Here is a 20,931-nt window from a genome sequence, read left to right on the forward strand (position 1 = left end):
TTTTTGCTGTTGTTCATTCTTATGCTGAGGATAACACCCGATTACTGCCGGACAGGACTAATATTCCAGATTTCGGAGGCGTAGCGGCTGATCGTGTTGTCACTGGAAAATTTGCCGGAGTGGCCGATGTTGATAATCGACTTTTTCAGCCATTCCTTCTGGTTGCGGTAGGCGAGATCAATTTTGACATGGGTCTCCACATAGCTGGCAAAATCCTTAAGCACAAAAAATTCATCGTTATTGTCGAGCAGTGACTGATAGAGCGAATCGAACTCCTGGGTATGGCAGCAGATTGGCCCCGGTGTGATGAGCTGATCCAGCACTTCCTTGACTCGTCCATCGCCATTATAGATATCACGGGAATGATAGCCCCCATACTGGTAGTAATCCAGCACCTGCTCTGCCCGCAGTCCGAACAGGAACATGTTGTTGTCACCCAGCATTTCGTGCATTTCCACGTTGGCCCCGTCCATCGTGCCGATGGTCAGCGCACCGTTCATCATAAACTTCATGTTGCCGGTGCCGGAAGCCTCCTTGCTTGCTGTAGAGATTTGTTCGCTTACATCGGCTGCGGGAATAATCTTCTCCGCCAAAGAGACCGAATAATTCTCCAGGAAAAAGATGCGGATCTTGCCTTTGATGTCCGGATCCTTGTTGACGACATCAGCCACAGTATTAATCAGTTTAATAATCCGTTTGGCCAAATGATAGCTAGGTGCGGCCTTGGCCCCGAATATAAAGGTACGCGGCACCATGTCCATAGAAGGATTGTCTTTAAGCTGATTATACATATGCATAATATGCAGGATGTTCAGCAACTGGCGTTTGTAGGCATGCAGCCGTTTGACCTGTACATCGAAGATGGAATCCGGGTCTACCTGCACTCCATGCTTCTTGCCGATGTATTCCGCCAGGCGCTGCTTGTTGCGGCGTTTGATGCCGGCCACCTGCTCCTGGAATGAAGCATCCTCACAATATTTAATTAGCCCGATCATCTCCTGCGGATGGTGAATCCAGCGTGTGCCAATGGATTCATTGATCAATCCGGCCAGCTCGGGATTGGCATGCAGCAGCCAGCGGCGGTGCGTGATGCCGTTCGTCTTGTTATTGAAGCGGTGCGGATACATTTCATTGAACAGCCGCATCTCGCGTTTCTGCAAAATCTCCGTATGCAGCGCAGCTACTCCATTCACGCTATGGCTGGCTACTATCGCCAGATGGGCCATCCGCACCTGATCATCATGAATAATTGCCATCTGGTTGATCCGGTCCTGATCGCCGGGATATTTGCTCATCAGCTCACCGCAGAACCGGGCATTGATTTCCTCAATAATGAGGAAAATACGCGGCAGCAGCTCCCGGACCATCCCCATCGGCCATTTCTCCAGCGCCTCGCTGAGAATGGTATGGTTGGTATAAGACACCATCCGTGTCGTCATGCTCCAGGCCTGCTTCCAGCCGATGCCGTGTTCATCCATCAGAATCCGCATCAGCTCAGGGATAACTAGCGTTGGATGCGTATCATTGATGTGCAGAGCCACTTTGTCTGGCAGCAATTCAATCGGCAGGCCCGTCTTGCTGTAAGTCCGCAGAATGCTCTGCAGACCTGCGCTGCACAAGAAATACTGCTGCTTCAGACGGAGCAGCTTGCCTTCATACTGTGAATCATCCGGGTACAGGAATTCAGAAATGGATTCCACCGAACGTTTGTATTCCAGAAACTTGTGATAATCCGTTCCAGCCAGAGAGCCGGTTATTCTCGAAGACGGGTTGATCGATTCGGCACTCCAGTTCCGAAGGGTATTCACATGCTTGCGGTCCGCGCCAATAATCGGAATATCATAAGGAACCGCCCGCACCGCTTCATAATCTTTATGCTCGAAGGCCAGCTCACCGTTCTCCTCACGGGTCTCCACATGTCCCCAGAACCGCACTTCCACCTGCTTGTCTTCCCGGCGCAATTCCCACACATTATCGTTCTGCAGCCAATAATCGGGCAGCTCCACCTGATATCCGTCAACAATCTTTTGCTCAAACAGGCCGTATTTATAACGGATGCCGCAGCCATGCCCTGCATACTGCAGGGAAGCCAGCGAATCCATGAAGCAGGCAGCCAAACGCCCCAGACCTCCGTTACCAAGGCCTGCATCTGCTTCTTCCTCTTCAATATCCTGAAGACAAAAGCCCAGTTCTGCAAGCCCTTCGCGTACTACCTCCAGCACGCCCATGTTGAGCAGATTATTGCCCAGAAGCCTGCCGATCAGAAATTCCATGGAAAAATAGTAGACCTGCTTTTCCTTATCAACCTTATACTTCTGGTTGGTATCTGCCCAGTTTTTGCCTGCATTCTCTCGGATCATATTGCCGATGATGTTATACACATCAGCATTCGAAGCTTCTTCAAGCGGCTTGCCCAATTTCCTGATGAGTGCCTCGCGGAACGCTTGTTTAAAGGTTTCTTTATCGTTGAACAACAGCGGGTTCCTCCTGACAGATCCTTATTTTGTGAATGGCATATTTATGAAAACTCAGGATCAGCTGAACGGGGTGCTGCCCGGTTCAACTGATCCTGAGGTTAAATTTTGCTGCTCTTGGCTATAACAAATGGACGTTTGTTATCTCCGACCAGAATCCGGTCTCTGCTTAAGTGCACATCTTTATCCATAATGACATTTTCAATCACGGCATTTTCTTCAATTACACATTTCTGCATGATGACAGAATTGATGATTCGGGCGCCTTCTTTGATCTGCACGCCCCGGAAGATCACGCTGTTCTCCACGGTTCCGGCAATGATACAGCCGTTGGCCACCAGGGAGTTGCTGACCTCTGCGCTATCCAGATAACGGGTTGGCGCTTCATATTTAATCTTGGTCTGCACCGGATTCTCCTTGAACAGGCTGAAATAATTGTCCTGGCGGAGCAGCTCCAGACTATTTTTGTAATAGCTTTCCAGCGAATTGATCACTGCATGATAACCTTTGTACTCGTAAGCGGCAATTTTGAATTTGTGCCGGTTCTTCTGGATCACATCGCGGAAGAAGAAACTCTCGCCATGGGCGATGCAATGTTCTACCTGCTCCAGGAACATTTTTTTCTCCATGATGAAGATATCCAAATACACATTGTGATGGTCCTTCTCATGATGAATATTCGTAACCGCATTCTCTTCGTCTACCTCAACACGCAAGCAGGGATCATGCTCAGGCTGGAGCTGGTCTATCGTTTTGTAGACAAGCGTTACATCCGCACCCTTCTCCAGATGGTATTGGAACACCTCCTGGAAATCCACAGTGTTGATATGCTGACTGCCGGAGAACACAATATATTTGGCCGAGGCCCGTTTGAAGAAATCCAGATTGTTATGATAATGCTGCAAATCCCCAAGCGAGGTGTCTGTCGGATCATTCCAGTCAGGCGGCAGAATAAACAGTCCTCCGTGCTTGCGGTTCATATCCCAGGACTTGCCGTCGCCGAGATGGTCCATCAGCGAACGGTATTTACGGCGGACAAACAGTCCAACGCTTTCCAGCTCTGCCCGCATCATATTGGAAAGAACGAAATCGATCAGCCGGTAGCGGCTGGCAAAAGGCACGGCAGCACCGCAGCGGAAATAGGTCAACTCATTTAATTTATCCAGTTCATGATCAAGATTGATTACACCCATAAGCTTTTTCATCCCGGTTCACCGTCCTCTAATGGTTATATGGTTTTGGCTGCAACTGATTTACGTTTCTTGCTCCGATTATCGATCAGCAGGATTTCGTCCTCATTCTCCCGATCGACTCCGATCTCCATATAATCCTCGATTACCGTATTTTCGCTGATGATAGCCTTATGGATCCGTACATTCTTGCCGATCTTGACCTTGGGCATAATGACGGAGTCGGTAATGATGCTGCCTTCTCCTACTTCCACACCGTAAAAGAGCACCGAATGCTTCACCTCTCCATACACGATGCAGCCCTCATTAATAATGCAGCTCGATACCTTCGCTCCTGGAGCTACATATTGTGCCGGCTGATTCGGATTGCGGGTGAAAATGCGCCAATTGGGATCATTCAGATTCAGCGGCGGATGATCGCTTAACAAATCCATATTGGCCTCCCACAGGCTGGCCACTGTACCTACATCTCTCCAGTAGCCTTCAAATGGATAGGCAAAAAGGGATTTGTCGTCCTCCAGCATCAGAGGAATGATATCTTTGCCGAAATCATGGGAGGAGTCTGCATTCTCCCCGTCTTCCAGCAGATGCTTGCGGAGAACCTCCCATTTGAATATATAAACGCCCATCGACGCCAGCGTGCTCTTCGGCTTCACCGGCTTCTCGTCAAACTCATAAATTTTCAGATCTTCATCTGTGTTGAGAATGCCAAAGCGGCTGGCCTCCTCAAGCGGAACATCAATGACCGAGATGGTGCAGTCGGCGTTTCTAGCTTTGTGGTATTGCAGCATAGCATTGTAATCCATTTTGTAAATATGGTCGCCGGAAAGTATAAGCACATGCTCCGGATCAAATTGATCAACAAATTTCAGATTGCGGTAAATTGCATCAGCCGTTCCCCGGTACCAGCTGCTTCCATTCTCCCGTTCATGCGGCGGCAATACAAATACACCGCCATCCTTACGGTTCAAATCCCAGTCACTTCCTACCCCAATGTATGAATGCAGTACAAGCGGCTCATATTGAGTGAGCACACCAACTGTATCAATACCTGAATTGGAGCAATTGCTTAAGGGGAAGTCGATGATTCTGTAAGTTCCTCCAAAATAAACAGCGGGCTTGGCAAGCGTTTTGGTCAATCCCTTCAACCTTTTCCCTTGGCCTCCCGCCAATAGCATGGCTACCATTTCTTTTTTCTTCATGGAAGAGCCTCCTTGACATATGGGTAGTAAAGCATGTAATAAATAAGGTTGAATGAAGTTTGATGGTGCGAAATAGACCCAAGATAGAATTCAAAAAGAAGTGAACCAGCAAGAAGTAAAATGAAAGAAATGTGCTTGATAGGAAATTTGGATAAGGTTAACAAACGGGGGGACACCTGATATCGGGACAAGTTGCCGGATTCATGAGAAAAGCTCTCCAAAAACCGGGTTTGTATCCTTATTGTAAAGTGTTCTAGGGTCGCCGTCAAAACCCTTTATTGAATTCCAAAAACCTTAAATTGTAATTACATTCCTTATTAATAGAACTTATATTTCTTATAACTAGATTAACCAGAATGATTAACCATGAACTAAAAATTCTAATCTGATATTGAACTTAAGCAGACGCTTCTTTCAGCAAACATTCAACGTAATGTGTCATAATGAACTATCTTTTACTGTAAACGGAGGTACTACTCATGAAAGCTGCCCAAGGCGTGCGACTACTGCTCGTAGATGACGAGCCTCATATCCTGCAGTTTCTGGAACTGGGTCTGATGAACGAAGGGTTTGAAGTAATGACTGCACCTGACGGTGTCAGCGCGATTGCAATTGCTGCCGATTTCAAACCGCATGTGGCCATTCTGGATGTGATGATGCCGGGGATGGACGGCTTTGAGGTCTGCCGTTACCTGCGTTCAGAAGAAGCGGAGATTGCGGTCATCATGCTGACTGCAAAAGACGAAGTGGACGACCGGGTCAAGGGCCTGTCCATCGGGGCTGACGACTATATGGTCAAGCCGTTCAGCTTCGACGAGCTGCTGGCCCGGATCCAGGCCCGGCTGCGCAATCAGTTCCCGGGATTGCTTGGGGAAGTGCGCTGCGGCCCCTTCCGGATTGACGGCCGCCGCAAGGAAATCCGCCACAAGGAAGAGGTTCTGGAGCTGTCCCCTACGGAATATGAGCTGCTGCAATACCTGGTCATCAATCATGGCCTGGTGCTGAGCAAGCCGATGATTCTGGACAAGGTATGGGGATATGATTTTGGCGGAGAGGAAAATATCGTGGAAGTCTATATCCGTTCTCTCCGCGAGAAGCTTGGCGATAAAGAGCATAAGATTATCCGCACGCTGCGCGGCGCAGGATACCGCGTGGACCTGGTATGATTGCCCGCCTCTCGGGCTTCATCAGCAGGCTCCCGTCTCCGCGTTCCCTGCGCAAGCAGCTGCTGGCCATCTCGCTCATCATTTTGTCCGTGCTGCTGTTGCTGATCGGTGTGCTGCAGTATGTGCTGATGCGGAACTTCATCTACACCAACCGGGCGGAATCCATGGAAACGCAGCTGAGGTCCGTGCCGCGTGAGTTCTATTTTACGTTTCTCAATTCCGGGAACAGTACTCCGGCTGACTTGAGTATTTCAGGCGCTTCAGACCCTTCTTGGACAACAGACACACCAGGGATGGTTAAACCGGAACTTCCTGGTGCCAGTCCCGCCACGAGCGGCGGTGACGCAGCACCCGGAGAGAACAGCCCGGACGGGCAGCGGATGGGCGGTGACAGGCGTCCTCTCCTGCTGGATGCCCATACAACTATCGCCATCTACAGCCCGGACGGCACCTTTAAGGATTTCCAGGAGGATACGCTTTCCGATTCTGCCGCTCCAAGAATGACGAACAAAGAGTATGATGAGCTGCTCAAACATACTACGGACAAACAAACGGGAGAATACCGGCTGATAACCGCTGAGGATGGCAGTGAGCACCTGGCCGTGTTCATGAATCTGCGCAAACCGGGTGCACCCAAAATGCTGCTGCAAATGAGCGTGGCCACCGGCCCGCTGAGAGATGTAATCATGCAGCAGCTGATGATCTTCGCCGGCTTGGCGGTAATTGCTTTACTGGCCGGGCTGTTCCTGTATTTGCCTGCACTGCGCAAAACACTGGTTCCCTTATCCAATATGGGCGAAGCTGCGCAAATCATCGACGCAGGCAATTTAGACGTACGCTTCCCCGTCAACCAGGGACAGACAGAAATCGACAAGCTGTCCCAGTCCTTCAACGGGATGCTGGAGCGTCTGGAAATTTCGTTCCATAATGAACGTGAAGCCAAGGAACAAATGCGGCGTTTCGCCGCCGATGCTTCCCATGAGCTGCGGACTCCCCTCACTTCGATTCACGGCTTCCTGGAGGTGCTGCTGCGGGGAGCTGCGGATAATAAAGACCAGCTTTACGGCGCACTGAACAGCATGCACGGTGAATCCAAACGGATTAATAAGCTGGTCGAAGACTTGCTCCTGCTGGCCCGTATGGACGGCGCGCCTCAGCTAAGGGTCAAGAACCTGCTGCTGGGTGAAGTCATCGATGAGATGCAGCCGCAGCTCCTGGTGCTGGCCGCGAACCGCAAGGTCAACTTCGATATTTCTTACGGCATCCGTGGCATGTATGATCCCGACAAAATCAAACAGGTCATTCTCAACTTGTTCCACAATGCCGTGCAGCATACGGATGCCGAACAGGGGACGATCCATATCTCCCTGCACGCCCGGGACACCGAAGCAACGCTGACTGTCAGGGACAACGGCTCCGGCATCTCTGCTGATCATCTTCCCCATGTGTTCGACCGCTTCTACCGCAGCGATTCCTCGCGCACGCGCAAATACGGCGGTTCGGGCCTTGGATTGTCCATTACAAAGTCTATTGTGGATGCACATAACGGGAACATCAGCGTGGAGAGTACTCTCGGTGGAGGCACTGTCTTTAAAGTCTCTCTTCCATGCTTGCTGGATTAGCTTATGTAGCGTAATTAACGTTATAATAGTGTGTGAAAAGGATGCTATGCTCACAAAACTTAAGCCTATGCTTTCGAAGTGAGTTTTGTATGAAGTCGATTCAAGGATGTTATGCTCACAAAACTTTTAGGAGGTCGAATTCATGTACGAAATCGCCGTGATCGGAGCCGGACCAGCCGGTGCCAGTGCAGCCCTCTTCGCCGCCAAAGCGGGCAAAAAAACGCTGCTGATTGACAATGACAAAGGAATGACCCGCAGAGGGTGGTATGAGAATTTTTATGGAATCTCCGAAATCGGCGGTCCCGACCTCGTGGAAACCGGACACAAGCAAGCCGTCAAATTCGGGGCGGAATTAGTGGCTGATCAAGCTGTGGGTCTTACCGCCGGCAGTGAGGGTTTTATCATTGAAAGCGAGAGCGGTGCCACTTATGAGGCGAAACATGTGATTCTGGCTACAGGCGTCCTGACCGATTTGGCTGCTAGAGCCGGTGTGGAAACCAAGGATGGCACGGAACCAAGAATCAAGACCGTGGTAGCCGTCAACGCCGAAGGCAAAACAAATGTCGAAGGCATCTGGGCCGCCGGAACCGTTGCCGGAGTAAGCGTGCACGCTATTATTACCGCAGGTGACGGCGCGAAGGTCGCCATTAATGTCATCAGTGAATTGAACGGTGCAAGATATGTCGATCACGATCTGCTGAAGGCATAATTATATTCATACGAGAGGGACTCCGGGCGGATACTTCGCTTCAAGAGTCCCTCTCTTAGCTGGATTGAGGCCAGCCGCGATTGCGGTTGGCCTTTTTCAAAATATAAGAATTTATATGTTTCACACGATAACTTATCCTTCTATTTCTCGCTGAAACGGTACTGTCCTTAAAAAAGGACGGCAAAGCCGTTTCCACTTGTCCGATAATTGCAGTTTGTACAGCTATTTCCCCACGTTTAGCGGCCTACGAAGAGGTAGTTGCACTCCGTACATTTATTTTCACGAAATTCCACTGGACCCCAACTGTTCACAATTTTTAATTGTACCCAATACACTTATACTCTAAAATCGGCCCTTAACGCACCAAATAGCTGTAGCAAATACAACTACGTTCACTCAAGCGTTCAAATAATAATCTTTATGCTGATCACCTGCCCGTTCTCTGTACTGCGACGTGATAGCGGGGGGGAACGATCCACTGTTCTTTAGCAGCAAAGGGCACACGTGACAACACTAAATTTGTAATATGTACAGTTTCGATTGGCGGGCCTGCACAAAAGGCTGCTCCAAATTATGATGGCTGTACGCCAATCATTATCCGGAACAGCCTTTTAAGTTTACACTGGGTCTGCGTGAACGTCTGCCCCAGCATCATCAAAGGATGCGGCTGCTTCTGCCTGCAGCCGTACTTCCCAATACAGCCTGAGCTTCCTCACTGCCCTCCAGGCTGCCGAGCAGCTTGCGTAAATACGGCAGGAGTTGCGGCCGCAACTCTTCCCGCTGCAGCCCTATTTCCAGGGTGGCCTGAATGTACCCGAACTTGTCCCCAATATCATAACGTTTGCCCTGCAGATCCAGGGCCAGCAGCCCTTCATTCCGGCACACTTCATGCAAAGCATCCGTCAGTTGATATTCACCGCCAGCTCCGCGCTCAAGTCTGGCCAGCACCGAAAAGATCGAAGGCTGCAAAATGTACCGGCCCATAATCGCATATTCCGAAGGCGCGGCCTGCGGCACAGGCTTCTCCACCAGTCCGCTTACGGCATGCACACCGTCTATGGAACCTCCTGAAGCAATGATCCCGTATTTACTGACTTCCTGCCTTGGCACCCTTTGAACACCGACAATCATCTTCTCCGCCTGCTCATACAGCCTCATCATCTGCGAGAGTGCCGGGGGCTCGGACACCATGATGTCATCACCGAGCAGCACCGCGAACGGCTCATCTCCGATAAATTGCTCTGCACAATGAATGGCATGACCCAGCCCCAGCGGTTCTTTTTGCCGGATGTAATGAATGCCTGCCAGCTCGCTGATTCCCTGCACCTCGCGGAGCAGGTCCAGTTTTCCTTTCTCCAGCAAGGTCTGCTCCAGCTCCACCGATTTGTCAAAATGATCCTCAATCGATTTTTTGTTGCGGCCGGTTACGATAATAATACTCTCAATACCGGAGCGGACCGCTTCCTCTACGATGTATTGAATCGCCGGCTTATCCACAATGGGCAGCATTTCCTTCGGCTGGGCCTTGGTAGCCGGCAGGAAGCGCGTGCCCAGACCGGCGGCGGGAATCACAGCTTTTCTGATTTTCACATTGTATCGCTCCCTTCGTTATTTGTTAAGAGGAGCCATTCTGCGCTCCCGCACATCCTGCTGCTTTTTGCCGCCATAGAACTCCTGGACGATATAGAGTGGACGGCCCTTGGACTCATCATAAATCCGGCCGACATATTCACCGAGAATGCCCAGCATAATAAGCACGAATCCGTTGAAGGTCAAGGTAATGCCGATCATCGACGCCCAGCCCTTAACGGCCTCGTCCGTAAAGAGCACCAGGTACAGCACATACATAAGGTAGAGAAACCCGGATGCAGACAGCAACGCTCCCAAGTAGCCCGCCAGCTTCAGCGGTTTGTAGGAAAAGGATGTGATGCCGTCCAGAGACAGCTTGAGCATCCGCTTGAAGGGATATTTGGTTTCTCCCGCGAGCCGTTCATCGCGTTCATATTCGATCGCCTTTTGACGAAAGCCCACCCAACTGACGAGGCCGCGTACAAAACGGTTTTTTTCCGGCAGACGTTTCAGCTCATCGCAGACCTTGCGGTCAATGAGCCGGAAATCTCCGGTATCCACCGGAATCGAGATGTCTGTTGAGTAGCGCAGCACTCTGTAAAAGGCGCTTGCCGTCCACTTTTTGAACAAGGACTCCCCGCGGCGTTTGATGCGCTTGGCGTATACAACCTCATAACCTTGCTTCCACTCTGTAATCATGTCCAGAATCAGCTCCGGTGGGTCCTGCAAATCGGCGTCGATAATGACCACCGCATCGCCCAGTGCATAATCCATACCCGCAGTTATCGCGATCTGATGCCCGAAATTCCGCGAAAGGTCGATCAGCTTCACACTTTCATCCCAGTAGCTATATTCTTCAATCATTTGCGCACAGTTGTCAGTACTGCCGTCATTGACGAAGAGCAGTTCATACGGCTCACCTGTCGTTCCCATCACTTTTTTGATCCGGCGGTATGTCTCCTGAATCACTGCCTCTTCATTAAACATCGGAATAATTATGGAATAGCGCACGTTGTAGCCCATGAGCAGCTCCTCCTCAAATTGTAGTGATGAAGCACGCAGGACAAATAATGCGGCGCGCTTCATATATATCCGGCAAACAGAATTAGTTCAGGGTAATCTCGTACAAGGTTCCGCCATTGCTGCCTGTAACTGTACCTTGCCAATCGGCTGACGGCACCTCTGTACCGTTCTCGGTAATCCAGCTCGTGATTTCGGAATTGCCGCCGCGTCCGCCGCCCATACCGCCGCTGGTAACGAGGAAGTATTTCACTTTGCCGCTCTCGACTAGCGCCTTCAGGGTATCGGTTGTATAAGGCACATCGGAACTATTGAACCCGTTCAGGATCACAACCGATTCACCTTCGTCGATAATGTAAGGGCCTGCCGTTCCGTAATCCATAGCGGCGAACAGATACTTCTCACCGGTATTATGCTCCTTCAGGTAGGCCAGCAGAGTCTCGTTCACACCGGAGGTACTGTTTCTGCCGCCTCCGCCTCCAGCTCCAGCTCCATCTGGGCCCATGCCTCCGCCTCCGCGGCTTTCACTGCTGTCAGGTCCTGCTGCCGGGGTCATGCTGTTCAAGCCATAGGTGATCGGTGTAAAAGCCCAATAGAGCGGGCCGATCAACAGTACGAGCAGACCGGCGATGGCTGCAGCTTGTGCAAATGGCTTTTTGTTATCTTTAACTATTCGAAGAATTAAGAGCAGAAGGGCGGCAATCATTCCTGCTGCCAGAACCCCTATCGCCCAACCCTTGCCGATGGTATCGTCATAAGGATGAATAATGTACCATTCAAAAACCGCTGTTGTGAGAACTGCCGGCGGCAGCAGCCAGGAAAGCCAGGTTGAACGTTCCTTGTAATAGCTCCAGAGCTGGGACCAGCCTGCTCCAGCCAGCGCCGCAATCGGCGGTGCCATCATAATCAGGTAATATTGATGGAAGAATCCGGCGATGCTGAAGAATCCCATGACCGGCACCAGCCAAGCCAGCCAGAACAGTGCCTCCTTATGCTTCTGCGTGAAGTTTGTTCTGCGCAGGCTGGCAAAGATACCGATACACCCGAACAATACGAATGGCAGCAGCCAGCTGGCTTGACCGGACAGAGCGGATTGGAACAGCCGCAGGGGACCGGCTGTCCCCGTATTGAACATTCCGCCACCCCCGCCGTTCATGCCGCCGCGATTACCTTGGAACACGTCGCCGCCGAACTGCCGTCCTCCATCATCCGTTTGACTTCCCGGTGCCTGCCCCGGCATTCCGCCATCCTCCGAGGATTGGCCTCCGGTGGCAGAGCCGTCGGTTTGGCCCGGAGGTGTTCCCCGGCCGTCACTTCGTTCGCCATCAGCTCCATTCATCCCCGGCATCTCGCCATTTAACGCCGGCATCCCACCGTTCATTGCCGGCATCTCACCGCCACTGCCGAACATTCCGCCGCCATTGGGCGGCATTCCACCGCTGCCCCCGCCGCCAGTACTGCGGTCGCCGGTTAAACGGGAGACCCCGTTATATCCAAAGGCCAGATTTAAAACAGAGTTGGTGCCGCTGCTGCCCATATAGGGACGTTTACTCGCTGGAATGGAATCGACAATGACGGCCCAGGAGAGCGAAACCGCTAGCAGTACTGCGGTGCAGGCTGCCAACACCCCGGTTTTTTTCTTCCAGTTCACTTTGCCGGCCAGAATATAAAAGAGATAAAATGCCGGTAAAACCATATATGCCTGCAGCATCTTCTCATTGAAGGCAACTCCGATTAGCCCAAATGCAGCGAGAAGACTGCCGATTCTATTCGTCTTTGTTCCTTTGAACAGAAACCATGCTGCCAGCAGCAGCGTGAACACCAGCATGGCATCAATATTGTTCGTCCGGCTGACAGCAGCGGCTACCGGTGTAGAAGCCATGGCCAGTGCCGCTAACCGCGCTGCGGTTCTGCCGAAGGTTGGCTTGACCATCAGGTATACGAGAAGCACTGATCCTACACCGCCAAGTGCCTGAGGCAGGATGACGCTCCAGCCATGCAGCCCGAAGATCAGGGCGCTGACCGTCTGAATCCAGAATGTAACCGGCGGCTTATCCACCGTTACTGAACCTGCAGAGTCAAGCGATGCGAAGAAGAAATTGTGAAAGCTCTGCATCATGCTGCCTACCGCAGTGGTATAGTACGTATTTACATATTGATCATTCCAGATTCCATAGCCATACAGAAACGCTGCAAGCAGCAAGATGCACAGCAGCACAACATCTGAACCCAGCTTCTTAAGCAGTCTCATCTTTCTCCACTCCCATTCCTCTATACCTCAATCATTCCGGCAGTGCTCTGCCCCCCGGTCCAATCTTTGATTAGCTGTATTATTGCATCCGTACCTTAACTCATAATGAAATGTGGCTGAATGTTTGCTGAAAGCTAGGAGAGCGGCATAGCCTTCCTATAACGCAGGCTGCCGGGTGCTGGCGGTACTTGGTATCGCGCTTTAGGAATTCTTTTCTGCGGGAAAACCAAGGAAGATTCAGAGGGGAAACCTATCAAGACATCAAAAAAAAGCCCCGGAATCCAGGGCTTCGTTTAAAGACTGCTATGTACATAAATGCAGCAGATTGCATAAACCGCAAAACCATAATTACGTGATTTGTATTCTAAACCGAACGTCCCAATGCAGCCAGCTTGTTTACCGTATTCCAATTGCGGGCGGTAATAGGCGTCCCGAGAAGCTTGTCCAGCTGAACCTTAAACAGCGGCGATTGGCTTACACTCAACTCATACAGCGTGTACATCTCCTTGCCTGTTACCCGCACCTTATCCGCTCCATCCTCGTAGGGACGCAGCTTCTCCAGGGCCTCTGCCGTAGGTTCATCAGCCAGAAAGGAGACATACAGCCGCTTGAACTCGTCAGCTTCCGTAAGCTGAAAAGGGTTGCCCGCAATCGCTGCTTCCAGCTCTTCCAGACTGCGGATAATTACGGATACGTCAAAACCAAAGGTCTCCCTGATCTGCTCTCCGATCACTGCAGCAAGCTCGTGACCTGAACCCTGCGTGCTTTCAAATACAACATTGCCGCTCTGGATATAGGTGCGGACATGCTCAAAGTGCAGTGACTGGAACATGCTTTTCAAATCCTGCATTTTAATGATTTTGTTGCCGCCGACATTAATGCCGCGCAGCAGCGCAATATATGTAGTCATAGCACACCTCTTCCCATAGGTAATTCAAATGGCCGAACTCTTGCTCAGACGTTTACGGATTTCCCGGACAAGCTGCTCCTTCTCCTGCACAGGAACACCCTCAACAAGGCGCGCCGCCGCTACGGGTAGAATCCAACTGTCTATTGCGGCATAGGATTGCCCCGACAATGCGAGGTATTCCCGGATATATCCTTTGGTAAGCCTTTGTCTCATAAAACCTATAACGAATTTCGCCAACTGAGAGGCTCCCGGAGGCATGGCGCCCATACTGAAGAGAAGCACCGAACGCGCCGCATCACCGGCAGGATTCCCCATGATACCGGTCATCCAGTCGATGATCCAGGCTTGTTCATTGATAAGCACATTGTCGGGGTGAAAGTCTCCATGGCACAGCTTATTCCCCTCCGGGAGTCCTTCCAGGTGGTCCAGCACCGCCGACTTCTCCTCCATGGTGAGCATGGGTGCTGCAATAATGCTTTTTCTCAGCTCCGCCTTTTGCCGGCCAAAGTCTTCTGTTCCCTCCAACTGATGCAGGTTATTATGCAGTCTAGCCATCTGTTTGGCATATTTGCCAAGCTGCCAGGGCTGTCCGCTGATCATCCCCAGCAGGGAACGGCCCTGAATTTGCTGAAATACGATTCCTTTACGTCCGTCAATCCCGACAAGCTCCAGCGGCTCAGGAGTGCAGAGACCCTGTTCAAATACATATTTACTGACCAGATATTCCCGTTCCACATACGGCTCCGGGATGTCCCCGTTGTAGAGTTTAATGATTCTTCCTTCGCCATGCTCCCACACCTCTGCCGTTCGCCCTTTTCCAACCTGCTTCCCCTGCATCTTATGTTACGCCTCCCGTTTATTCCAAATAGATACGTTCAAAATGCTCTACGGCCGGGAATGGGCTGTAATAATGGTGCAGCAGCGCCTTCCATTGCTGATATTGCCCGGATTCCCTGAAGCCGACAGTGTGGTCCTCAAGCTTGCGCCATTTGACCAGCAACAGATATTTATGATCATCCTCCAGACAGTGCTGCAGTTCATGCCCCAAATAGCCTTCTATAGAAGCAATTAACGGAGACGCCTCCTTAAAGCTTGCTTCAAATTGACTTGTCACTCCCGGTTTCACCTGAAGCATTGCCGCTTCCAGTATCATTTGATCCACTCCTTGAGATAGATTAGATGGCTATTCAATGCTACAATGCATCGCGGAAAAATTCATGATAGAAATTAATAATCACCAGAAGCACCGCCAGCGACTCATTGACGCTGCCTACCTCCAGCGCATGATTGGCATCGTCGATCCTGTATACCCTGATATTCTGCAGTCCGGTGATCTCGGCGGAATGCTGTTCATTGAACAGCGGATCGCTGCCGCCGTAGATCATGCTGCCCCGGCTCTGTTTTATCCAGGGGATGGAGTCTACAAGCGGTGTCAAATAAAGATGGGAGGTTTTCTGCTGAACACCCATTTCAGCCGCCACTCTTCCGGCTATGACCGTACCCATGCTTTTACTGATGAACAGCAGCTGTTCATATTCGGGAAGTGCAGGAAGCGCAGCAATCGCCGCCTTGCATTCTTCTATAACGATATCCATGTCTTCGCGCTTAAACTCCGCCCGTGCACTCTGATAGCCGTACTCCAGCAGCAGCAGATCACAGCCATGTTCCCGGGCCACCTTGGCCGCATAATCGAGCAGCGAACGCTCCACGGAATAATCCTTCCCCGGAAAGACGACAGCCAGTGCCTTCGCTTCGCCTTGGGCCACATATTTATGTCTGACTTCCCTGCCCCAATGCGAGGACATAACGATACGTGATACACTCATAATGCCTTCTCCTTCCCGTTATCCGTCATCAGCCGTTCTAAACGGATTTGAAATATTTAAAGAAATCAATCGTTTCCTGCAGATCAGCCTCGTCCTGATAAATGTCCATCATCCTGCCGAGTTCAAGCGCAAAATCAACATACCCGTTGGGCTTAGCCGTAAGAATATTTCCGTCCCTGATTACATTGACCTCGTCTGATGCTCCCGCGTCCGGCAATCCTTTGGAACTCTCCGCAGCTTCCCTGCCCTCCTGGTTGTCCACATAGGATCTGCCCTCCAGAACCCCGGCAGCTTTCAGCACCGTAACCCCGCCGCAAATACCTGCGACCGTTTTACCTGAAGCGTTCATGCTGCGGATCAAGGCAAGCAGCCCCTCATTCGCAGCAAGCTCTTCCACTTCACCCCCAGGGATAACCAGCAGATCTATAGCGTTCATATCAATACCCCCAAGAACCGCTGACGGGTTAATAGAGAAGCCCTCACAGGAAATAACGGGCATACTGTTCAGCCCCAAGGTGTGAACCTCGCTCTGTGTCTTCATAAAATAAGCAGCCAAAACTACCTCAAACTGAACAAAGCTGTTATATACAAGTACATATGTATTCATCGTTAAGCCAACAGCCCCTTCCACCTTTACAGTCGCAAACATCCTATTCTCTATGACTATCATTATAGCTATCTTCCCTGCAGCTGTGAAATCACAAAAAAAATCCCGGCCCGGGAGGCGGTGGAGTTTAAGCTTCTCAGATCCGGCACTACGGCTGCGGGGCTGTCTGCTTGCGGCTCGCTTTTCTGGACATAAACTCGGCAACAATCCATAAGAGCAGCGGAATGGCCACCTGAAACGGCAGGGCATAAATTTTGTAGATATGATAGGCAAAGTATTGCATTTGAAGAATATCCTTGTAGATAAAGACAGCCATGTAGACCATGATCAGGCCCATCTGCATCACAACGGAACGGTAGCTCTTCAGATTGAACACTTTAGCTACTCCATTACTGGTTACATACAGACATAAACTCGTTTTAATGAACAGCGCGGTTACAAAAGTAATGGAGGACGAGCCTTCAATTCTGGTGAGAAAATCCCCCACATTAATTCTGCTCACCGCGACATAGGAGGGAAAATACAGACTGGATAAAATCTCGGGACCCAGCACCAACAAATTCCGCAAGGTAACGAAGATCATTATGATTCCTGCAATTAGCAGGCTGCTGAGCAGCACCCGAAACGCTGAACCTTTCTTCGGGAGCACACTAAACGCGCCGAGAAAAACAACAATTTCGCCAAACGGAAAGGTAAAGGAGCCTATTGCATCCGTAAAGACAGGTCCCCAGCCGCTTTCCAGCAGCGGTTTCAAATAATGGAACTCATACTTGGGAATGGAAAGCAGCTGTGCTAAGGCAGTCGCCATTATTGTAAACAGCAGCAGAAATTTGGCGCTTCTCCCAAGCACCTCAAGTCCCGCGTTCACTACCCAAATGCAGAGGAGGCCGATGATCAGCATCGGTGCAAACATCGGTGTCGCGGTTAAGGCTACCGTCTTGCTGAATTCCCCGAAATTCCGCAGCACAAGCGATCCCAGATGCAATGTATACCAGATATACAGGCAGGAGAACAGCCTCCCGAGAATAGGGCCGAACACCGCATGCAGCATATCATACAGATCCTTGCCCGGAAACAGCGCATGGAGCCTCGCATAGAGGAGCATGAGCGGAACCGCCAGCACAATGGCAAAAATCAGCCCGATCCAGCTGCTGTTGCCGGATTGCCCCGAGACTCCCATGAACAGTGAACTGCCGATAATAAACAGGATCGCTATACTGATCGACTGTCCCGCCGGTACGATTTCTTTGCTCATGTCTTCTCCTCCTTTCAGGAGTGCATTCTAGAACAGCTTTTTAATCAAATAAACGATCGGCTCTGAGGGACTGGGAATTTCCCAATGCATCGACAAGGCAAAAGCCAGGGAGAAGGAGATCAGGCACAGCGCGGAGCAAACGTACAAATCCCGCTTCTTCCCTTGCTTGAGCAGACCATAGGGGTCAACCAGCACGACAACGGCATACATAAGCACTACATAAAAGAACATGCTAATCCCCCAGCTTAATCGCCCGTGTAGTTTTGGCAGTGCTCTGAATGATCACCTTGGAGCTGACGTCCACATCCAGATTGACAAATTGATCCGGCCATTGCTCGCGGAGCCTGGTCCACGTCTTGGGCAGATTCTCATGAACAGCTTCACCAAAGCCAAAGATATCGGCATGGTATTCCTGCTGCACCTTATGGATTAAGGAGAGTATCTCCTTTTGCAAATCTTCGCCTGCGCGTTTTTCAATGGCCGCTATGCTTTCGTTGCCGGATAAACCCTCTGCAGTCATCACTTCGTCCAGCCCGGCATGCGTCACTGTATTGATCTGTATATGAACTTTACCATCTATCATTGCAGGTTTGACTTTCGTCCTGCTTGATAATATTTCAAGGGAATAAGCGGGAGTCCCCTGCTCATTATTCACCTCCAGTACACCACCTTTTATATCATTTTTGGCGAAAAGCATGTTTTTCGCCTCTTTCCCGTTCAATTTCCCGACCATTTTATCCTTTACAAATACTGCGGCTCCATCTACACGCTCATTTTTCTGCCCGTTCTTCTCATTGATGTACACCAGCGGTGCGACGGCATTAAAACCTGAGGTCTCCAGCTTGTCGATGAAATCCCAGATTTCCACAACCGGAGCGCTGCTGACATACTTCTCATCACGCATCATCTGTGCCAGTTCAAAGGACATAATCGCTTCTGTTTTACTGTTCTGGTTAACTACATCCCGTGCATTTTTCTGTTCAGATACAAAAATAAAGACATCGGATCGGGTCTCTGTATCCCTGCTGTACCAGTCTATTGCTTTGATCAAACCTTCCCGCGCAACCTCTTCACTGAAAATAATCACCTTGGCATGACTCCAGAAGAGCTTCTTGCCGGTCATCGATATCATGTCGCGGGCGATTTCAAATATAGTATCTCCTGTAAAACTAAGCGTCTTGAAGCCTGCCTGATTCTGCTGAAGTCCACCCTGGGTGTCCACCATTTCCACCGTCATCTGCAGCTTGCCGTCCGCCTTGTTCCTGTCGATGGCTACGCCAGCCACGATGGACATATCATCCACCTCGGAATAATTCCAGCAGCCGGAGATCACAAACAGCAGCACTGCGGAGAGCAGCGCAGACAGTATTTTTTGTCCCCTGTTCATAACCGCTTAACCGGTTTCTTGGGCGGCTTCCGCTTCATGTTACGCGCCCCGATGATCGCCGGACGCAGATACATGTCCCACCAAGGTGCACGGATGGCGGTATCCTTGATATCCTGCGGCCGGATCGAGCCCACCCCGAGCATATAGGGAACTCCGAAGGACCGCAGGCTCATCAAATGGATGACCAAACCGAGCAAGCCGAAAAAATAGCCGTAGATTCCAAAAAAGAAGCTCATCAGCAGCAAAAGGATCCGGACTACGATCAACGGTCCGGTGAGCCGGGGATTCAGCAGGGTGGTAATCCCGGTAAGGCCCACAACAATAACCATCGGGGCACTGACGATCCGCGCATCCACCGCAGCCTGACCCAGCACCAGCGCGCCTACAATGCTGACCGCCTGGCCAATGGAATTGGGAATCCGTGCCCCCGCTTCACGCAGAATCTCAAAGATGGTCAGCATAAGAATTGCCTCGACTACTGTGGGAAAGGGAACCGATAATCGTGCGGTGGCAATGCTTAGCAGCAGCAGTGTAGGAACCATCTCCTGGCTGTAAGTAACAAGTGCGACATAAAGCGCAGGAATACTGATGGACATGAAGGCTCCCATCACTCTGAGCACACGGTTGAAAGTAGCGAACATATAACCGATATAATAATCCTCACTGGCCTGGAAATTCTCTACAAAAACATAAGGCAGCGTCAGGGCAAACGGACTTCCTTCAATCAGCAGGGCAATTCTGCCCTCCATGATCTTACTCACCACCGAATCCGGGCGCTCCGTACTGCCGATCATCTCAAAAGGCGAATAAGGTTCATCACGGATCAGCTCGGCCAGATAACCGGTATCCAGCAAATGGTCGAGCTGTACCCTCGCAAGCCTTCCATGCAGCTCCTTGAGAATATCCGGTGAAGCAAGGCTTTCCATATAGCAGATACAGGCCTGGGTTTTAGACCGGGTACCGATGTCGGTAAATACAAACTTCAAATCGGAATTCTGCACTCTGCGGCGGATCAGCGTCAGGTTGGTCATCAGCGATTCATTGAAGCCTTCCCTTGGGCCCCGGACCGCTTTGTCGGTCGTAGGTTCTTCAATGGCGCGGGTCTGCCAGCCTTGGGCATTAATATTCAGCGCACCGGCGTATCCGTCCAGCAGAAATACCGTTTTCCCTCCCACTATAGCCCCTACTAATTCATCCAAATCCGTAGAGACCATAATGTCACTGATATTGATAATCCGAAGGCGGATAAGTTCCATAAGCTCTGCCGGGGTTCCCAGATCCTTGTCCAGGAATTCGTAGGTCATCAGCGGTTTGGTAATGCCATTCTGAATCAAGTCCCGGTCGGTCATCCCATCCACATAAATCAGGCCACAGCGGATCCGCGTGTTATGTGTATTCTCAATGATCCGTACTCTCAGTGTCCCGTCGTTGCTGAAGATACGCCGGAATAGAGCCACCGTCTCATCCAATGAGGGACTGAGCGGCTGGGAAGAAGATATTTTGCCGGAAGAACGGTCGCTTGTTTCCACAGCCTCTGTATTCTTCACAGTATTCACTCCCGTCACTATTCTTTTGATCTGATTATCCCCCGACACTCTAACTCCTATTCCCCAACTTTTTGCTGTAGAGGTAATTATGAGCTTGCCTCTCACAAGTGGAAACGGCTTCGCCGTCCTCAAAAGGACGGTATCCGTTTCAGCGAGAAATAGAAGGATAATTTATAGCGTGCAGCATATAAATTCT

General features: G+C 50.7%; 18 protein-coding genes. 3 read left to right on the forward strand and 15 right to left on the reverse strand.

Annotated features, from left to right (window positions below):
* Positions 1-41 precede the first annotated feature (41 nt).
* The 3 genes from NYE29_RS06910 to NYE29_RS06920 form a co-directional block, all read right to left on the reverse strand.
* Positions 42-2,474: a glycogen/starch/alpha-glucan phosphorylase gene (locus NYE29_RS06910; RefSeq protein WP_076112816.1), complete on the reverse strand. Its 2,433-nt coding sequence runs from the start codon at positions 2,472-2,474 to the stop codon at positions 42-44.
* 101 nt (positions 2,475-2,575) lie between these two features.
* Positions 2,576-3,679 (reverse strand): glucose-1-phosphate adenylyltransferase subunit GlgD, encoded by a 1,104-nt coding sequence (glgD, locus tag NYE29_RS06915; protein WP_038585525.1) that lies wholly within the window; start codon positions 3,677-3,679, stop codon positions 2,576-2,578.
* A 23-nt stretch (positions 3,680-3,702) separates the two neighbouring features.
* Positions 3,703-4,866, reverse strand: a complete 1,164-nt coding sequence (locus tag NYE29_RS06920) for a glucose-1-phosphate adenylyltransferase (protein WP_340895034.1) — start codon at positions 4,864-4,866, stop codon at positions 3,703-3,705.
* A 479-nt stretch (positions 4,867-5,345) separates the two neighbouring features.
* Here NYE29_RS06920 and NYE29_RS06925 point away from each other — a divergent pair, with 479 nt between their 5' ends.
* The 3 genes from NYE29_RS06925 (at position 5,346) to NYE29_RS06935 (ending at position 8,363) form a co-directional block, all read left to right on the forward strand.
* Positions 5,346-6,032 (forward strand): response regulator transcription factor, encoded by a 687-nt coding sequence (locus tag NYE29_RS06925; RefSeq protein WP_076112818.1) that lies wholly within the window; start codon positions 5,346-5,348, stop codon positions 6,030-6,032.
* Positions 6,029-7,654 (forward strand): sensor histidine kinase, encoded by a 1,626-nt coding sequence (locus NYE29_RS06930; RefSeq protein ID WP_340895035.1) that lies wholly within the window; start codon positions 6,029-6,031, stop codon positions 7,652-7,654. The genes NYE29_RS06925 and NYE29_RS06930 overlap by 4 nt, the downstream gene beginning before the upstream one ends.
* A 142-nt stretch (positions 7,655-7,796) precedes the next feature.
* A complete protein-coding gene (locus NYE29_RS06935) occupies positions 7,797-8,363 on the forward strand; it encodes an FAD-dependent oxidoreductase (RefSeq protein WP_340895037.1) in 567 nt (188 codons plus the stop codon).
* A gap of 654 nt (positions 8,364-9,017) precedes the next feature.
* Here NYE29_RS06935 and galU read toward each other — a convergent pair.
* From galU to NYE29_RS06995, 12 genes are all read right to left on the reverse strand, one after another.
* A complete protein-coding gene (gene galU, locus NYE29_RS06940; protein ID WP_340895038.1) occupies positions 9,018-9,953 on the reverse strand; it encodes a UTP--glucose-1-phosphate uridylyltransferase GalU in 936 nt (311 codons plus the stop codon).
* A gap of 18 nt (positions 9,954-9,971) precedes the next feature.
* Positions 9,972-10,955, reverse strand: coding sequence for a glycosyltransferase family 2 protein (locus tag NYE29_RS06945; RefSeq protein ID WP_340895039.1), 984 nt, complete (start codon positions 10,953-10,955; stop codon positions 9,972-9,974).
* A gap of 82 nt (positions 10,956-11,037) precedes the next feature.
* On the reverse strand, positions 11,038-13,203 hold the full coding sequence (locus tag NYE29_RS06950) for a glycosyltransferase family 39 protein (RefSeq protein WP_340895040.1): 2,166 nt from the start codon (positions 13,201-13,203) through the stop codon (positions 11,038-11,040).
* A 364-nt stretch (positions 13,204-13,567) separates the two neighbouring features.
* Entirely contained in the window at positions 13,568-14,113 is a 546-nt protein-coding gene (locus tag NYE29_RS06955) for a DUF1697 domain-containing protein (RefSeq protein ID WP_076112823.1), read from the reverse strand.
* 24 nt (positions 14,114-14,137) lie between these two features.
* The gene (locus NYE29_RS06960) at positions 14,138-14,950 is read right to left on the reverse strand and encodes a phosphotransferase family protein (RefSeq protein ID WP_076112824.1); all 813 of its coding nucleotides are present in this window, start codon (positions 14,948-14,950) and stop codon (positions 14,138-14,140) included.
* Between the two features lie 19 nt (positions 14,951-14,969).
* On the reverse strand, positions 14,970-15,266 hold the full coding sequence (locus NYE29_RS06965) for an antibiotic biosynthesis monooxygenase family protein (protein ID WP_340895044.1): 297 nt from the start codon (positions 15,264-15,266) through the stop codon (positions 14,970-14,972).
* Between the two features lie 40 nt (positions 15,267-15,306).
* Positions 15,307-15,939 carry a hypothetical protein gene (locus NYE29_RS06970; protein WP_340895045.1) on the reverse strand — a complete coding sequence of 211 codons (633 nt, stop codon included), beginning with the start codon at positions 15,937-15,939 and terminating at the stop codon, positions 15,307-15,309.
* Between the two features lie 37 nt (positions 15,940-15,976).
* Positions 15,977-16,546, reverse strand: coding sequence for a DJ-1/PfpI family protein (locus NYE29_RS06975; protein ID WP_340895046.1), 570 nt, complete (start codon positions 16,544-16,546; stop codon positions 15,977-15,979).
* 148 nt (positions 16,547-16,694) lie between these two features.
* Positions 16,695-17,801 carry a GerAB/ArcD/ProY family transporter gene (locus NYE29_RS06980; protein WP_340895048.1) on the reverse strand — a complete coding sequence of 369 codons (1,107 nt, stop codon included), beginning with the start codon at positions 17,799-17,801 and terminating at the stop codon, positions 16,695-16,697.
* 27 nt (positions 17,802-17,828) lie between these two features.
* Positions 17,829-18,032: a hypothetical protein gene (locus NYE29_RS06985; protein ID WP_076112827.1), complete on the reverse strand. Its 204-nt coding sequence runs from the start codon at positions 18,030-18,032 to the stop codon at positions 17,829-17,831.
* Position 18,033: 1 nt separating this feature from the next.
* Positions 18,034-19,188, reverse strand: a complete 1,155-nt coding sequence (locus NYE29_RS06990; protein WP_340895049.1) for a Ger(x)C family spore germination protein — start codon at positions 19,186-19,188, stop codon at positions 18,034-18,036.
* Positions 19,185-20,735, reverse strand: coding sequence for a spore germination protein (locus tag NYE29_RS06995; RefSeq protein WP_179091816.1), 1,551 nt, complete (start codon positions 20,733-20,735; stop codon positions 19,185-19,187). The genes NYE29_RS06990 and NYE29_RS06995 overlap by 4 nt, the downstream gene beginning before the upstream one ends.
* Positions 20,736-20,931 lie beyond the last annotated feature (196 nt).

The sequence above is a fragment of the Paenibacillus sp. FSL M7-1046 genome, from assembly GCF_038007405.1.
In the GTDB taxonomy this organism is placed as follows: Bacteria; Bacillota; Bacilli; order Paenibacillales; family Paenibacillaceae; genus Paenibacillus_AQ.